Genomic DNA, 16,223 nt, shown 5'->3' with positions numbered 1-16,223 from the left:
CAATTTATAGCGACAAATGGTCTTCCTTTTCTATTACTCAGGTTATGTATACTCTGTGCAACGATCTCCTTTCCTGTTCCAGTCTCTCCTTCAATCAATATTGTTGCATCAGTTTGTGCATATTTTTCGGTCTTATAGAGGAGCTGATTCATTATTGTGCTTTTACCTACGATATGGTCTATTGTGTATTTAGATACAAATCCTTTAGTATAAAGTTTCTCTCTCAACTTCCTATCAATGTTCTGGATACTGGAAGCTTCCTTAAATGTCACTACAACACCTTGTGTCTTATCCTTGAGATTAAAAGGTAATAAGTTTATTACAATATCTTTATCTCCTACATGGCGGATATGATCTACTTCTGGCTTCCCTGTCTTTAAAACATCAAGCACGCCAGTACCCTTGATGACACTCGGAAGAGACTTTCCAAGTGCTTTCTGCAATTCCACATCCAAAATCTCTGCCGCCATCTGATTAAAAATCTTAACCCTCCCTTCATTATCAACTACTATAACTCCTTCTTTAATTGTTTCGAGAATGGCACGAAGTTGCGATATATCCCCCTGCTCCTTCCTTCGTATAGAGGCGATGGCTCTGGCCTCTCGAAAGGCCTGTAGAATGGCTCCCTTTGCAGGAAGGACAACAATACCCTCTCCCCCTAATGAAGTGACTATCTGCCTAGTAATCCCTCCACCAACAACGCATCTTATCCCTTCGTTTACTGCCTTTGAGATACCATCTCTTAACTCTTCCGTTGTAGAATAAACTATTTGGTGTATTTTTATGGAAAGCAAATCCTCGAAAACCTCAATGCCATCAATTGGTATAGAAAAACTCACAAGCCCGATATTAGAACCATAATCTTTCGCCTTAATAAGGGCACGCAGCATATCCTGATGTGTTATCGCTATCTTAACAACAGGCTGACCAATGGTTTTTGCCAAAAAACCCCCGATTCCCCCTGTTGCAAGTATTACTTCGGCATTCTCATCAAGAAGTTTTTGGGCGATAGGGGCTGCTTCTTCTATTTTTGTTAACCGCACTAATTTCACTATTAAATCTTCAGTCTCTGGGTCATAATAATGTTTGACCGTATCGCAAAATTCGACCGAATTAGAGACAAGGGCAAGTTTATATTTTGGGTTACTCATAACTTCAATATCTTTATTACATTAGTTAGTTATATAAAATATTATAACAAAATTATTAATGTAAGACTATACTCTATTTATTCTTTCTGGAATTTGCCTCAAGCAGAAAAGATATCCCGTCTGACAACTGGGACATCCGTCCCAAGAACAGGCTTCCCTTTGCTACAAACATGACCCTTTTCATATTACCCCTTTTCATTGACTCAATAGCATGCCCCAAGAAAGGTACGGCGGATGGTACATGACCCTGCGTAGGAGAAAAACCGGGCATACCCCGTTCTTTGACAAATTTCTCAATTTCTGTCTTATCAATTTGTTTATTTAAAGCCGCAAGAGAAGCCATGATCTTGTAATTGGTGGATGGCGTGTCACCACTACCAGCTGGCAGTGTGACTTCAGGGTTGTGCATTTCAGTAGCGTATTTATCGATATCAGTCATCTTCATACCTATCTTGTTCAGTGGCTTGAGGATGAGTGAAGTCATAATGGCTTGCTGAGGTGAACCTGCTCCAACATCGTGTTTACCCACAGCATCCAACCTCAAAACAGGACTGACACCATCATCTTTAGTGATCAAAAAGGCGATTGCGGCTATGACATCCTCAAGGATGGGCATATTATGCTTCAAGTGGGCAGCATACTTCATCCCCACCTTTGCAAGACAGCCCCCACCGGCGACAACCACATTGTTAAATATGCCGGCAGCGACCATCCCTGCAGCATTAATAATGGCATGGTTGGGAGCACAACAAAACGCCCGAATGTCATTTCCCGTTGCGTTCACGCAGCCACACATCTCTGCCATAGCCTTGGACATGCTGCCACCACCACGATTATACCTGTCCCCTACGGCTGTCTCTGTGCAGTCAAGAACGAAATCAACATCTCCTGGGGCTATCCCTGCCCTTTTTAAAAGATATTTCATTGCCAAAGAACCTGAAGCCTTTGCCATCAGGTTTTCCATGAGAACCAGTGGCTTCAGAGTATCGTCTTTATCGTGGTCACGCCGAAAAGAACCTACACGCTTACCCTTGAAATAAACAGGCACCGCAGCACCTTTCTCGATGATTTCCTTAATTTTTTCAGGATGCTTGCCTTCACCTAACTTTTTGACATGGTGTTCGATTATGAATGGATGAGTGGCAAACTTATCCTTGATCTGGTCAACAAAATGGGGTTCTAACCAGAGTAGATCAAAATCATCCGCTATTTTCATCCACCCATAGAACTCATCTTCAGGCATGATTTCCCCGAAGATCCCATGCCGCTTACCATCCTCAACAGGATGCTTGTACCAAGGCTTTGTGATATTATTCAGGTCATCCGGGTGTTTGTTACCAATGAATACCTGATTAGGTGCGTAACTTACAACTTCCTCATAGTTCCGAAGATGGCCATTTATTTCTTTTAACAAGGCATTGTTTTCTTGAATATCCCGAGATGGTCTGGACCCATACTGGACAAAATCGGGCACATTAACCATGATATAACCAACTTCTTTAATGATGACAGACATTATTTCAACTCCTCACAGGTTTATTCTATTATTTTTTTTACCGACTCTTCTATGTCAGTAATATTAAGATGATCTCCGCTAAGCCGACTCACCTCTTTCCCATTTTTATAGATAAGAAATGTCGGAAGACCCAAAACCTTAAAACTTAAACAAAGCCGTCTGTTCTTAGAGGCATCAATTTTGACTATTTTAACTTTTTCGCCATACCTTTTTTCAAAGTCCTCAATTTGAGGCATCAGGGCAAGGCATGGACTACACCGAGGACCCCAAAAGTCAACGAGGACTGGTCTATCTGATTGAATTACCTCTTTTTCAAAAGTATCAGTAGTGTTAACTTCTCTTGGCATCGTTATTCTCCTGAAAGTTCTAAAAATACATAAAAATAGAATTACAAGGAAGGAAAGGAGGCTATTGACTGCTACGTGAATTCCCTTCACGGATAGCCTTGAACTCCCTCCCCATCTTCTCTGTGTCTATGGTCAATGTCCAGATTCCAGCATTTTCCTCATAAATATCTTCTGGAATGGCTTCTTTCATCTCTGGTTCTAAGATATGATAAACAGGGAGTCCCAACGAGACCCCTGCCAATGGACCAGAAAAGCTCGGATCACCAACAGTGACTGTTTCTGCTAAAATCAATGCTCCTTCTATATCACTTGCACCAAGCACAACGATAATGTTATTAGGAGCACCTCTAACTTCTACACTTTCAGCGATTTTCTTAATTTGAGATTGAGTTTCATGATCCATCGCTCCTGCAGCCGTTCAGACAAAGCATTCTGTCACAGTATAGACGACTTTTGCGCCTCCTGCTTCAAGACACTTTACGATTGATGGTCCTTGTATACCATCTCTTTCTCCGATGACAATGGCTGTTTTTCCGTTAAGCCAATTGTTCATAGCATAATCCTCCTTTCATATTGATTTATTATTTTGCGATTTTTTCATCATCTCTCCGTGTCAATTCACAATACCCTCGGTTCGTAAGATATTCGCTTCAAAAACTGTCGGATGGTCAACAGGCATGGTTAAAACATTGAGGGCAGAACGCACCAAGTCTTTTCTCATTAGACGTTCTCTTTCCAATAAGAGTTCAGGGGCACCAAATGGATGATGAAACCGAACACCTTTAACTATTCGGTTGCAGCCCACCGATAGGGCAACAGAAAAGAAACAAGTTACTAAGACTGTCGGAATGCCAGCTGCCTCCAGTTCTTTCGCCAGCGTAGCGCCGCTACGCGTTCCCGACCCTCATGTGGCTGGCACAAGAACGCCGTTTATGCCTGCCTGCTTGAGTTCTGTTGCGATGGTCCGGCCTATCTGTCGCATCACATTGACATCGCCCCAATTACCACAGGTAACATAATAGGTGTCATGGAGCTTATGGAAGAAACCCCCATCTTCCAGCATTCGAAGGGCATCCAGAGGAATCCCTCGGTTAGGATCTAAGTTTATCATCGAGTTGTCATAACCGCCGTGGATAGATTCGTGGGTTTCAGGGGACAACTCTCGGAGACCGTTGAGGCTATACTTTGCCCATTTCTTTGTACGCACCCCTTCTATGCGATCTGGATTTCCTTTTGGAACTATCCCACACTCTGTAACAACAGCTATCGTAGCTTTCGAGAGATCAGAGATCTGTGGTGGAGGCAAAACGGCCTTGCCTGCATCAAACTTGAGTTCTGTCGCCAGTTTTTCACCACACAGTTTCTGGAGCAAAGCCTCCAGCGCTCTTGTTTCTGCTGACCGATGCAATCGAATATTCTTTCGTACACCACGAGGGATATAGCCTTCTTCTTCAGGGGTTCCTATAGGCTGATGTTTTCCCAAGCGGATCGCTAATTTTGCTATCCTCTGGAGGGCATTAGCCATCTCCCTTACAGACTCTCCTGAAGGAACAATATACGCCTGTGTGTGATATATTTCTACGGCGGGATTATCGTGGGACATACCTGCTATCGCTGGCACACCACAGTCGTTCATCACACAATCTGCAACAGCGCCACATGCAAGTCCATATCGGCCTGAACCGAATGCAGGTCCAGTTACGACAACATCAGGAGCCATTCTTTGAATAATTATCCGTACTTCCTCAAGTACTTCCTTCTCATGTGTTCCAAAATAACCGTCACCACAAACAAGCGTCAGGACTATAGTCCCATCTCTCAGTTCACGCTGAAGCAACTGGCCTGGACCCACAGGAGCATTAATAACTTCTAAAGGATGGTCTGTTTTATCTTCACCACCTTTTCCAGCAAAGTATTGGTTAATGTAATGCACTACTTTGATCGACATTTTTGTCCTCCTATAAAGATAGACAGGAGTATCCCGACACGCCCATCTGCCATTGACTCGCATAGAGTTCGTGCCCTGTTACTTCCCCACCCTTCCATGGATCGATCAAAGGTTTACCGTAAAACTCAAGGGGAAGTGGACCAATAACCTTATCCACAGCAGGGATGACTATTGGTTCATCAAGGTTCCCCGTGCTCACAACCATATCTGCTTCCTCTACAAAGTCTGCGACTGGAAAGCTACGACCATCCAAACCTGCATGTTCGTGGACCTTCAAGACTGTCTTTATCCCTGCTGTCTCACATGCACGCACAGTTAGCATTGCATCTATTATTGTATTGCCCGTTCCCTCTATGCTGACTATTGCCCCATCCGCTCGAACCATTTGTGCCAGCTTCGCAGCAAAGTATGCGCTCCTCTCTTTCAATGCGTGGTTATCATTATGTCCACGAGTAAGAATAACCCCGGCAAAAGAGATTTCCTTTCCATGTATACGGAAAAGCTCTAAACAAACAGGATTCCGGCAATGCATGAAAGTCGGGATTTTCATGGCATTCTTATAATTCCCGCTCACGATGGCGCCATCGAGCATCTCGGTAGAGGAAAGGATGGTCGGGGTGTGGATACGGGTGGACTGTCCATATAGAAAGGTCTGGACGAGTTCTCCCTGATCCTGCACCTGGCAAATGTACACGATGCGCGGTCTTCCATTGGAAGAATTTGAAGTTTCAAAGATTTCTACTTCATCCGGTTTTAATTCTAAACTTAGCCGTGCAAGATGATGGACAATCTGCAGAGTCACCGCTCGCATGGCAACATCGAACTCATAGTTTGTCGCCTCCGGATTGGGTATAAATGTCAAAACAAGATTAATTGTGTCTGAGCAGGCGCATAAGGGGGCTGCGGGGCCAGTCATGTCAATAACGACTGGACGTACGGTCAACACACCTGTAGTCTGATGAGGAAAACGCGCACATTGGACAATCCGCAAGCCCTGCAACCTGTGTGTAACTCCATTGCCAACAGTCTGAGATGGGCCAATATAGCCAGGGAAGACGTCCAGTGGTGCTGGATCGGTCTTGGCGATTGGTTCAACAGCATCGAGTGGATTTATGATCCGGGCAGACTCTCCTGGACGAGTAATGTCCAGACAGACTTCTCGAATAGCCGTATGCATCCCGACCAGTTTCTTTATATACTGTGGATTTACATAAAGAACCCCAGCGCTCAGACCAAAATCCGATCCAAATTCCACTGTCCGTACTATATGATTCTGCACTTCAAGACGCATCTTTGCCTCCTGATTTATCCATCATCTTCGATTCAGACTTACCGTATTTCTTCCTGATTACATAAGGTATTACTATCGAAGCAATTATTAGTATCCATAGTGCAATAGTAAGTGGCCGGGTGAAAAAGATCATGGGATCTCCATGACCCAACATTAATCCTTTTCTAAAACCTTCCTCAATTATCGAGCCCAGTATAAGAGGGAGGACAAAAGCCTGCACAGGGTACTCATAAGTACGCATGTAATAACCTAAAATCCCAAATAAGATCATTAAGCCAACATCAAACCAAGAATTTTTTATACCGTAAGCCCCGATGATAATTAATAGAAGTGTTACTGGAATCAATATCTTACTCGGCACGAGAACTATCTTGACAACCTGTTTCTGTATAGACAGCAATAGCAGGATCATAAGTGGATTCCCGATCAAAAATGCTAACATCACGCTATAAACGACTTCAGGTTGATTTTTAAAGAGCATCGGTCCAGGTACTAAACCATGAAGCATCAGTCCACCCAGTAATGCAGCAGTCATTCCACTGCCAGGTATTCCTAAAGTAAAAGCTGGAATTAACGCCCCAGCTTGAGTCGCATTGTTAGTAGCCTCTGGTGCTAATACCCCTTCGGGTATACCGGTTCCAAATTTGTGGGGCTCTTTAGAACTCGATACTGCCATATTATATGCAACTATATTAGTTATTGCCGGTCCAATCCCTGGTGTCGCTCCAAGCACAGTTCCCATACTTGAAACACGAAGGAATAGAAGTGGTCTTTTAATTACATCTTTAACACCAACCAAAAGGTCTTTGAAGGTACCCTTAAAAGCAGATTCACTGGATACAATATGTTTACGTTTAAGAAGGAAGAGCATTTCAGAAAAGCCGAATAACCCAATTAAAGCGACCACAAAATGAATTCCATCATACAAATCTACAATGCCAAAAGTAAATCTGGGCACAGCTGAAATGGGGTCACTGCCAATAGTAGCAACCAGCAACCCAAGACAACCAGCAAGAAAGGCTTTTACTAACTTACCTGTCGCTGACCCAATAAGGGTTATCCCCAACAATGCGATTAAAAACATTTCAGGATAACTAAACTTCAGTGCAAATGAGGCAATAGGTGGAGAAAGAAGCAGGAGAATTATCGCTCCGAATAATCCTCCCATCCCGCTGGCAAATAAAGAAATACCAAGGGCTCTGGCTGCTTCGCCTTTTTTTGTCATAGGATATCCATCCCAACAAGTAGCAGTGGACCCTGGTGTACCAGGGACATGCATTAAGATTGCCGGGATAGAACCGCCGAATTCTGCTGAGCCACCCACATTCGTGAGAAATATTAATGCCTGTTCTGGACGCATCCAGTAGGTAAGAGGTATCATTATTATTATTGCAAAACTGGCACCCATTCCTGGAAAGGCACCTATAATCGTCCCTACAATCAATCCTAATGGAATCATAATCAGATTATCCGGTTGCAGTACTCGATCCAATCCTAACAATATACCTTCCATCATATTATTAGCCCTCTTATTAACTTTGAAATCCACTCCTCCAAAAATTGCATGGGAAGTGGGATTTTAATAAATAGACCAAATACCAAGTAAATTATCAATGAAGTAGCAATTGAGATAAATGGTAAGTGAGTCTTGTGGCGAAATCCTAATATATAAAAATTTAAAAATATGTATATGGTTGAAATTATAATAAATCCGGTTTTTTCTACGAGGAAAATATAAATTAAAGTAGAAATGATAATGAATAATTGCTTTATCACTAGAGGGTCTTTTAATATCTTTTCATATGATATCCTTTTCAGTGCATATTGTCCTGCTTTCTTTTCGCTCCGTATGGTTTTTATTTCCTTTATTAAGGCAATAGTTACAACCACAAAACCACCTGCGATAATCACTTTAGGGTATAACCCAGCACCTGGTGGTAAATCTTTAGATTCCAATAAGGCAATAATGATAAAAAGGAGAAATATAACAGGAACTATCAACCTTTTCATTATCTCATCACCGACTTAAAACCCATTTTTAATTGAAATTCTATAACATTCCTTCCATGCTACATCATACAGCCACCGCCTCAAAAAGTATAAAATTACTTTTGGAGGCGCACATTCTTATGACATCAAACTAAGAATAATACAATCACCTCATTGCACACCAATACGGAAAAGATGCTTGTACTTACGTAACATCTCATCATACTCTTTGATCGCCTTCATCGCCTCTTCAGGTCCTTTATAGTCCAGAATTGGTGTTAATTTCATCTTATCTGCCGCTTGCTTGTGTTCAGGAGAATCAAATATCTCTTTGAAAGTAGATACTAACTTATTAAATCTCTCAGGATATTTCTCCTTGACTTTTTTGTGAACTGCATATCCTTTATAACCAAAAAGTGGTCCTTTTACCCGCCATTTTAGAGGTAAAACCTCATCAAAAGTTGGTAACTCAGGCCATAAAGGATTACGCTTTGAGGTAACAATACCGATTGGCTTAAGATTTTGCGCTTTTGCTTTAATTCCACCAGCCCACAGGCGATGAAACGCTAAAGGAATATGTCCACCCATTACCTCTTTAAGAAGTTTTCCTCCTCCACCTGCTGGAATTATTGATCCAAATTTACCACCTGTTATCTCTTCAATCATTTTTATAAGTATTATTTGATCGTTTGTAGATTCTGGAACCCCAACATTAAGCTTCCCGGGATCTTTAATGATATAATCCATGACATCTTTAATGTTATTCCAAGGTACGCTGGGGTGGGCATATACTATGATTGGATCAGTGTGATGAAGTCCGATATAAGTCCAGTCTTCGATAGTCCATTCAGTGTTATGCAACATCGCTGAGAAATTAAGTGCTCCAATGTTTACAACTAATATAGTATATCCGTCAGCCGGGGCATTCCATGCCTTGTTATTCCCTATCGTAGTTCCTCCTCCTGGAATATTCTCAATCACGATAGGAACACCAAGCTTCTTTTCCCACAGCCGTTCTAAAACCCTGGTAAACAGATCTGTACCACCACCTGCCCTCCATGGAACAATTTGATGTATTTCCTTAGAAGGGTACTTTTCCTCCGTGGCCCATGATGGCTGGGTTAGGAAGATATTACTTAAGAACATGCATAGCACCATTACAAAGCCTATGATTGTTATTTTTTTCATAACAATGTTCCTCCTTTCTTACTTCGAGACTCTCGATACGATTACATCTGATCCCCTGAAACCTAAATCAGTCGAAATATCTGATGCGGACTTCTTGAGCAAAGGAATCAACTGTTGTTTCACCTTATTGGAAAAACGCAGAACAGGGAGGTACAAGCTCAAACAATATTCCACCTGTCCATCCGCTGTGTAGATAGGTGCTGCGATACCAACCCCACCCGACGTCCGTTCTTTAATTCCTACAGCGACTCCTTTTACATTAATACGAGACAACTCACGCCTTAGCTGATTCTCATCTACGATTGTTCTCGGACCAACTGGTTTCAGCTGGACATTCTTGAAGTACTCGTCGAGTTCTTGTGGCTTTAGATACGCCAACAGAATCTTCCCTGCACCTCCACAATAAAGCGGAACTGGCTTGCCAGGCTCTGCAACCATACGGAGTTCATGGGGGCTCTCAAACTGCAAGACACATATCCGTTCATTACCTACCCGTCTCCAGAGACAGACAGTTTCCTGCGTCAGGTTGTTGAGCCAACGCATATGGTCGTAGCTATACGCCATGATGTCCTGATTCATCAGCAACGCCAACTTGTCAAGCAACCAAGTACCTAACACCCAACCTTGCATATTACTTGCCTTCTGCAAAAGGTTGTTATCTTCCAGGGTTCGTATTAGTCGAAAAACCGTGCTTTTAGGGAGTCCTGAGAGCCGAACGATATCACTGAAGCTCAGAAGCTTGAAGTTGGGTGTAAAGAGATCGAGAATCGTGAGCAATCTCTCAAGTGGTTTCAATTTTAGGAACTTTTGTTTCATTTAATAAAATGATAATTAAAACAAATAGGTTTGTCAAGACAAAATATTAATATAAATAAAATTTATAGTTTTAATATTTTAGATAATAATTAATTATGAAAATCAGGGGGAGTAGATGGTAAATCTATAAATATTTAAGACTATCCTTTAAGAAGATCGGATCTCCCTGTTATTTAGCTGTTAAAAAATGATATTCCTCATTTAGCCTTGTGAACCACACCACTGACTGTGGCTGGAACAGAAATGCCAACGAGGAGATAAACACAGCCTGCGAGCCAAATGTTGTAGCAAGTCCTATTGAGATTGTGAGGTTCCTCATGACAGTGCTGTAAGTAAGGGCGTATCCGTCCTCTCTGCTAAGCCTGCTTAACTTAGAACCAGTGATAGCAAAGACAAAATTTATGAGATAAAAAACAGCCAGCACAAAAATAGATATAGCAAGGATACTCGGGCTATTAAATATCAATTTAGAATTCATACTGATAGCCGTAAATATAATGAAGATGGCACCCCCAGGCGCTTATCGCGGTTAACAAAGGCTTAATTCCTGTATTAAACTCCTCAATAGTATATCTCTTTCTTAAATACTTGAAGGTTAATATGCCCATAAATAACGGTAAAAACACAACACTCCCTATAATCTTAAATGTTAACTATATGTTAACAGGCACATACCTCCCGACCATGAAATACAGATACCATGGAGCAAGGAACGAAGATAAAATAAGACCAAAGACTGTAAGTTTTATAGATGCCTTAACATTCCCTTTAGCAAACACCGTGAAAGGAATCGTCATACTGGCTGTAGGAAGAAGAGAAAGGGTTGCCAGTCCAGCAAAGAGTTCAGGATTTTTTAACAAAAACACTAAACCGAGAAGGTATGTAGCAACAGGCACCAATACAAAGTTAATAAAAAGTGATATTGTTATTAATTTTCTCTCTTATAAATCAGCAAGTTCATGCAGATTAAAATCTATCATCGCAGGATAAATCATAAGCACCACTACAGGGAGGATGAATTTTTTTAACGCTGATGTATCAATAAAATAGCCAACCGCTAACCCAGATACAATCATTAATGGGATGAGATATATAAGATTCCTTGATGGAAATGTCAGTATATCCTTAAACACTAACTGGTGTTTCTTATCCATAGAGTTTCTTCAACAGCCAGGACATATTCTGACCGAGATTCCTGAATGTCCTTACGCCTTCCTCGTCATTCATAACATCCCCCGGATTTCTACCGATGCCGAGATTCCAGTAGCTTGAACCAGGGATAATCATATGATTTATCCCGAAAAAGAAATTTATGCTCGAATACACATATGTTGCCCCTGCTCTCCTTGCAGAAACCACCGCCGCACCTACCTTCCTCTTGAGCAGGTCTCCATTTGCCCTTGAAACAAGGCCTGCACGGTCAATCAATGCCTTCACCTCTGTTGAGACATTGCTGAAATATGTTGGTGAACCTATGATAATTCCATCCGCCTCTATCATTTTCTGCACAAAACCATTAAGGTCATCGTCAACACTGCACTTACCGTCTTTATTCTCAAAACATTTATAACAAGCCTTACATCCTCTGATATTAGCACCACCGAGCTGTACGAGCTCTGTCTCTATGCCCTCTTTTTCGAGTTCTTCAAATACAACCTGGATTGAATTATATGTATTCCCTTTCTTTCTCGGACTTCCATTAAAGGCAACTACTTTCATATATATTTACCTCCTTATAAGAAATATTAAATTATACCCGAAAAAACTGGTTTTTTGAAGTGATTAATGAAGAATTAATTTATCTTTTCTATGAGAAATGCTTCTTCTGTAAAAATTATTGGCACATATATGCACATGAATATCACTGTATTCAGAATAACCACTTCATGTATTTAAAGAAAATGTGTCCAATGTGTATAAATCTCTCTTTGAGTAACATCTTCAGATTACTCTGAGTGTTAAAAGTATACCGATTATTACAATCATAGCTGCAACATAGATTTTAAAGGTTTTGAGTGATATTTTCTTTAAGAATCTCTTCCCAGCGAATGTGCCTATAAATGCTGATGCAGTAGTGGTGAGTAAGAGAATTAAATTGCCAGTAAGAGCATCTCTGTTGTTGTATATATAAACAGGTATTCTTGTAATGTCCACAACAGATGCGATTATTGCTGCTGTGGCGACAAATGTCTCCTTTGGAATATTGTAATTGAGCAGATATGCGCTGCGTATAGCCCCCTGATTGCCGACGAAACCTCCAAGGAGTCCTGACAGAAAACCTCCGATAAAATCTATCTTTTGAGGAATTCTCAATTTTTCTCCGAATTCTGTCGCCTCCTTTAAACCAAGGAATATCAATGCTATACCGAGTAGTATCTTTACTCCTGATGAATCCATTTCACTCTGTAAAAATGCACCTATGAAGGCTCCAATTAATGTGAAACCACCGAAACGTTTTAATATATCAAGGCTAATATCTCTGCTGAACAGAGAGACCTTTAAAAGATTGTTCATCAGATGCACAACAGCGACAATCAGAATGGCTATCTTCACATCATAGAATATGAGAAATACAGGTGTGAGAATTGTTCCAAGTCCGAATCCTGTCATAAGGGTCATTGCTGCAGATAAAAATGCTACAAAAACAGGAATTAAAATATTTATTTCCATCATTTCATTACCTCTCCTATCAGTTCCTTTATTTTTTCTTTAATCTTTGATAATGCCCTCATTCCCTTTGGAGTTATCCTGTAATATTTTCTTATCTTTCCAGCAACATTTTTTGAATATGATCTTAAAAACTTTTCCTCCTCGAGTTTGTGAAGTATTGGATACAGTGTGCCAGGGCTCAATCTGTAACCATGTCTTCCGAGCTCCTCGATGAGCCATAGGCCGTAAACTGCCCCCTTGGATGCATGATGCAGTATATGAATCTTTATAAAACCTAAAAAGAAGTCTCTTAGCATTTTCCTCTTTACTTTTTAAAATGTGATGGTGTTGTTATATCATAATTCGATAACGAAATGCAATATATAAAATTGATATATAGACCTTCCAAATTATATCTGAAGTATTTTATTTTCGAAGTGATTATTGTGTAATCATTATATTCTGTGTTATATTTTATTTATGCCAGCAAATCTTCCACCAGAGTATTTCGAAGCCGATAAAAGGTTTAAGCAGGCATCCACTCCTGCTGAGAAGATAGCTGCACTTGAAGACCTTATTGCAACAGTTCCAAAGCACAAAGGCACAGATAAACTCAGGGCTGATTTAAGAAGGAGGCTTTCACAATTAAGGGAGGAAGCCCTGAAAAAATCAAAGAAGGGGGGAAGAGGTAGCTTATATACAATTCAGAGAGAAGGAGCTGCCCAGATTGCACTCGTAGGGTTTCCAAATACTGGAAAATCATCTCTTCTCGCGAGCCTTACAAATGCTAATCCTGTAATTGCAGATTATCCTCTCTCAACGCTCATCCCTCTACCTGGAATGATGCCTTTTGAGGATATACAGATTCAGCTTGTTGATTTACCACCTGTAGGAAATGAATCAACTGACGGCTGGGTCTCAAGTATCCTGAGAAATGCTGATGCGTTACTGCTCATAATTGACATCTCAGAAGACACCGAGATACAGACAGAACTCCTTATAGAACGGTTGACGCAATGGAACATCCATATCATTAAAAAGGGTGAAGTAGTAGACAGGCGTCATTTTGGAATCTTCAAAAAGGCTGTTCTCGTAGCAAATAAAAAAGACCTCCTTAAAACTGATGAATCTCTTACACTTACAAAACTGATGGATAGATACTCGAATTTATATCCAATGATCGCAATATCTGTCAGGAAAAGAGAAAACCTCGAAGAACTGAAGCATGCAATATTTGAGATTTCAGGTATAATCAGGGTCTACTCAAAGGAGCCAGGTAAAGAACCTGATCTTAGTATGCCATTCACAATACCATCTAACTCTACGATCCTCGACCTTGCAGGTATGATTCATAAGGACTTTATCACAGGCCTGAAATATGCGTGTGTATGGGGCTCATCCAGATTCCCAGGACAGAAGGTGCAGAAGGATTATGTGTTAAAAGATAAGGATATTGTGGAATTCCATGTTTAACAGAAATGCTTTACAAAACCTTGACTACCATGAGGGTCATATCATCGAATTGCGGCTGGCCACTTGCATTGGTATTTGGTTATTGGAATTTATGGATATGGACCTCCTTTTTTGTTTCAGATAATGCATCCTCAAACATAGCAACAGTTCCACCATATCTGGCAGCAAATTTCTCTGCCTTCTCTTTTGTAGAAAAGGTGATCTTGCTTCTCTTGGTCATTGTCCCAGGCGCAGTGGAGTCGATGACATAAAAGGCTTTATCGGCATCAATCATCCTCTCCGGGCAGAGATATTCAGCCACTTTTACATCCTTAGGTTCCTCTTTTAATCTCATGCTCATTACAACAACGCAGTGTATTGAGCATGTATAGATTTTCCCCTTCGAGGTCTCAAACTCATATCTGGTTCTCGCCCACTTATTTCTGCTCATGCTGCAGTTATCGCATTTTTCCTTATCAGTGTATCTGAGTGGATTTTTGATGGGATGTTCAATATCAAACTTTTCGGTAAATAGAACACTCACCGCTGAAATACAAAATAATAAAACAAAAAAACTGAAAACACCCCTTTTATTAATTTTAAAAATCATTTAGGTCTCAGTATCTCCATTTCTACATCGCTGAATCTGATTATCCTGCCGCCGTGCTTCTTTATATAAACCTCTGCATCTTTTATTTCCAAGAATGGAACCAACGCCTCACCCATAGGACCCATTATATCTCCTCCATAAACATAAAATGCATTCCTTGCATCTATCCAGTTAGTGCGTGGGAGAGACCTTGTCTCCCCCACGACCCCCATATCATTCACATAAATAGCCGTTATATTCCTCGGACGGTCAGGCTGAAGATAAAACAGAAACATGTCCAGGGTGCTGCAGAAGGCATCGAATCTACCATTTTTGTAATGTATCTGCCCCTTTGCACCCGGAAAGTCCACTATAATCATCCCGCAGACCTTGCATACATGGTCTCTGGTGAATTCAACCGGCAGTGGTTTTGTGCCTGCTTCTTTAGAACACGCCGCAAGAGACAGGATAATTAATGCCAGGAAATACCATCTCATCCTTTTTACAAGAATATGTTACTTCTTTTTGAGTGTTACATTTAACTCAGAAGTCTTACCTGCTGATACCTCTACAGCCTTTGTAACCTCACCAAACCCTTCATGCCAGAGTTTAACCTTGTATTTCCCTGGAAGCAGATCCTTTATCTCAAAATTTCCATTTGCATCTGTTATGGCTACATAGGGATGATCGGATACATGCACATAAGCTCTCATCCACTCATGGGCATCACATTTTACCTGATGAAGACCAGCTGCCCTTATGGGTTTCTTTATGACCTGGTCCTTCCTTGGGAGTGCGAGATTATAAACAGTCCTCCTCTTGCCATCAAGCGGAATACCGAGGTTTGTATTATGCAAAAAGGGGTCGCTGTTTTTTATTACAAAATTTCCACCCTTATACGCGATACCCACAAGAGGCTCAAAACAACATTCCTTGTTATCAATGATAACATCAGTTTTTGGTGCAGCTTTTCCCTTCTTGACATCCTCAACCACGACTACGACATTTTTGACTCCATTGTCAGGAGATATGATGTACATCTTTGCCTGCTGGCTCTCACCACATCTCTCTTTGATCTTCTTGGCATCTTCCGGTTTTTCTTTTGGCGAGATCTTGATCGGAATCACAGGGTCTTTTACCTTTTCTGCTGCCTTAACATTACCTTTGATGCTGCCTCCATCCTTAACAGCCACAACCTCATAAGCAAAAGAGGTTGTAGCGAGTAATAATGAGAGAGCCATTACAAATACCAGAATTCTTTTCATCTTAGCCTCCTCCGTAATTTTG

20 protein-coding genes and 1 pseudogene are annotated in these 16,223 nt (G+C 41.0%); 1 reads left to right on the top strand and 20 read right to left on the bottom strand.

Translation table 11 applies throughout. The features are described 5' to 3' along the window. The 17 genes and pseudogenes from AB1488_12025 to AB1488_11945 all read right to left on the bottom strand — a co-directional run. On the bottom strand, positions 1-1,151 hold a 1,151-nt coding region (locus AB1488_12025), incomplete at its 3' end, for a PrpR N-terminal domain-containing protein (protein MEW6410812.1). Between the two features lie 73 nt (positions 1,152-1,224). Continuing rightward, entirely contained in the window at positions 1,225-2,667 is a 1,443-nt protein-coding gene (gene grdC, locus AB1488_12020; protein ID MEW6410811.1) for a glycine/sarcosine/betaine reductase complex component C subunit beta, read from the bottom strand. Positions 2,668-2,687: 20 nt separating this feature from the next. Further along, a complete protein-coding gene (locus AB1488_12015) occupies positions 2,688-3,014 on the bottom strand; it encodes a thioredoxin family protein (GenBank protein ID MEW6410810.1) in 327 nt (108 codons plus the stop codon). Between the two features lie 61 nt (positions 3,015-3,075). Continuing rightward, positions 3,076-3,567, bottom strand: coding sequence for a glycine/sarcosine/betaine reductase complex selenoprotein A (gene grdA, locus AB1488_12010; GenBank protein ID MEW6410809.1), 492 nt, complete (start codon positions 3,565-3,567; stop codon positions 3,076-3,078). Positions 3,568-3,918: 351 nt separating this feature from the next. After that, complete coding sequence (locus AB1488_12005; protein ID MEW6410808.1) at positions 3,919-4,962, bottom strand: glycine/betaine/sarcosine/D-proline family reductase selenoprotein B; 1,044 nt, start codon at positions 4,960-4,962, stop codon at positions 3,919-3,921. 10 nt (positions 4,963-4,972) lie between these two features. After that, positions 4,973-6,253 (bottom strand): glycine/sarcosine/betaine reductase component B subunit, encoded by a 1,281-nt coding sequence (locus AB1488_12000; GenBank protein MEW6410807.1) that lies wholly within the window; start codon positions 6,251-6,253, stop codon positions 4,973-4,975. Next, a complete protein-coding gene (locus AB1488_11995) occupies positions 6,243-7,769 on the bottom strand; it encodes a tripartite tricarboxylate transporter permease (GenBank protein ID MEW6410806.1) in 1,527 nt (508 codons plus the stop codon). Before AB1488_11995 ends, AB1488_12000 begins: the two co-directional genes overlap by 11 nt. Next, positions 7,766-8,263, bottom strand: coding sequence for a tripartite tricarboxylate transporter TctB family protein (locus tag AB1488_11990; protein ID MEW6410805.1), 498 nt, complete (start codon positions 8,261-8,263; stop codon positions 7,766-7,768). The genes AB1488_11995 and AB1488_11990 overlap by 4 nt, the downstream gene beginning before the upstream one ends. A gap of 150 nt (positions 8,264-8,413) precedes the next feature. Continuing rightward, positions 8,414-9,430 carry a tripartite tricarboxylate transporter substrate binding protein gene (locus AB1488_11985; protein ID MEW6410804.1) on the bottom strand — a complete coding sequence of 339 codons (1,017 nt, stop codon included), beginning with the start codon at positions 9,428-9,430 and terminating at the stop codon, positions 8,414-8,416. An 18-nt stretch (positions 9,431-9,448) separates the two neighbouring features. Next, positions 9,449-10,060 (bottom strand): IclR family transcriptional regulator, encoded by a 612-nt coding sequence (locus AB1488_11980; protein ID MEW6410803.1) that lies wholly within the window; start codon positions 10,058-10,060, stop codon positions 9,449-9,451. 21 nt (positions 10,061-10,081) lie between these two features. Then, a pseudogene (locus tag AB1488_11975) lies at positions 10,082-10,246 on the bottom strand (helix-turn-helix domain-containing protein). Between the two features lie 169 nt (positions 10,247-10,415). Next, on the bottom strand, positions 10,416-10,724 hold the full coding sequence (locus tag AB1488_11970; protein MEW6410802.1) for a hypothetical protein: 309 nt from the start codon (positions 10,722-10,724) through the stop codon (positions 10,416-10,418). Between the two features lie 175 nt (positions 10,725-10,899). Then, on the bottom strand, positions 10,900-11,142 hold the full coding sequence (locus AB1488_11965; GenBank protein ID MEW6410801.1) for a bile acid:sodium symporter: 243 nt from the start codon (positions 11,140-11,142) through the stop codon (positions 10,900-10,902). Between the two features lie 45 nt (positions 11,143-11,187). Beyond that, positions 11,188-11,400, bottom strand: a complete 213-nt coding sequence (locus tag AB1488_11960; protein MEW6410800.1) for a hypothetical protein — start codon at positions 11,398-11,400, stop codon at positions 11,188-11,190. Then, positions 11,393-11,965 (bottom strand): flavodoxin family protein, encoded by a 573-nt coding sequence (locus AB1488_11955; GenBank protein ID MEW6410799.1) that lies wholly within the window; start codon positions 11,963-11,965, stop codon positions 11,393-11,395. Before AB1488_11955 ends, AB1488_11960 begins: the two co-directional genes overlap by 8 nt. Positions 11,966-12,187: 222 nt before the next feature. Continuing rightward, positions 12,188-12,919, bottom strand: coding sequence for a sulfite exporter TauE/SafE family protein (locus tag AB1488_11950; GenBank protein MEW6410798.1), 732 nt, complete (start codon positions 12,917-12,919; stop codon positions 12,188-12,190). Further along, positions 12,916-13,212: a PadR family transcriptional regulator gene (locus AB1488_11945; protein ID MEW6410797.1), complete on the bottom strand. Its 297-nt coding sequence runs from the start codon at positions 13,210-13,212 to the stop codon at positions 12,916-12,918. Before AB1488_11945 ends, AB1488_11950 begins: the two co-directional genes overlap by 4 nt. Before the next feature lie 163 nt (positions 13,213-13,375). On the opposite strand from AB1488_11945, the gene AB1488_11940 reads away from it, so the two are divergent. Then, on the top strand, positions 13,376-14,368 hold the full coding sequence (locus tag AB1488_11940) for a GTPase (protein MEW6410796.1): 993 nt from the start codon (positions 13,376-13,378) through the stop codon (positions 14,366-14,368). A 79-nt stretch (positions 14,369-14,447) separates the two neighbouring features. Here the strand turns inward: AB1488_11940 and AB1488_11935 are convergent, their stop codons facing one another. From AB1488_11935 to AB1488_11925, 3 genes are read right to left on the bottom strand one after another with little or no spacing between them, the layout of a single operon-like run. Further along, positions 14,448-14,957: a nitrous oxide reductase accessory protein NosL gene (locus AB1488_11935; protein MEW6410795.1), complete on the bottom strand. Its 510-nt coding sequence runs from the start codon at positions 14,955-14,957 to the stop codon at positions 14,448-14,450. After that, positions 14,954-15,433, bottom strand: a complete 480-nt coding sequence (locus tag AB1488_11930; GenBank protein MEW6410794.1) for a nitrous oxide reductase accessory protein NosL — start codon at positions 15,431-15,433, stop codon at positions 14,954-14,956. Before AB1488_11930 ends, AB1488_11935 begins: the two co-directional genes overlap by 4 nt. 18 nt (positions 15,434-15,451) lie before the next feature. After that, positions 15,452-16,201 carry a carboxypeptidase regulatory-like domain-containing protein gene (locus AB1488_11925; GenBank protein ID MEW6410793.1) on the bottom strand — a complete coding sequence of 250 codons (750 nt, stop codon included), beginning with the start codon at positions 16,199-16,201 and terminating at the stop codon, positions 15,452-15,454. Between the last annotated feature and the right edge of the window lie 22 nt (positions 16,202-16,223).

The sequence above is a fragment of the Nitrospirota bacterium genome, assembly GCA_040756155.1.
Taxonomy (GTDB): domain Bacteria; phylum Nitrospirota; class Thermodesulfovibrionia; order JACRGW01; family JBFLZU01; genus JBFLZU01.
Note: the sequence above shows the minus strand (reverse complement) of the source record. Positions and strands in the feature narration are given on the sequence as shown.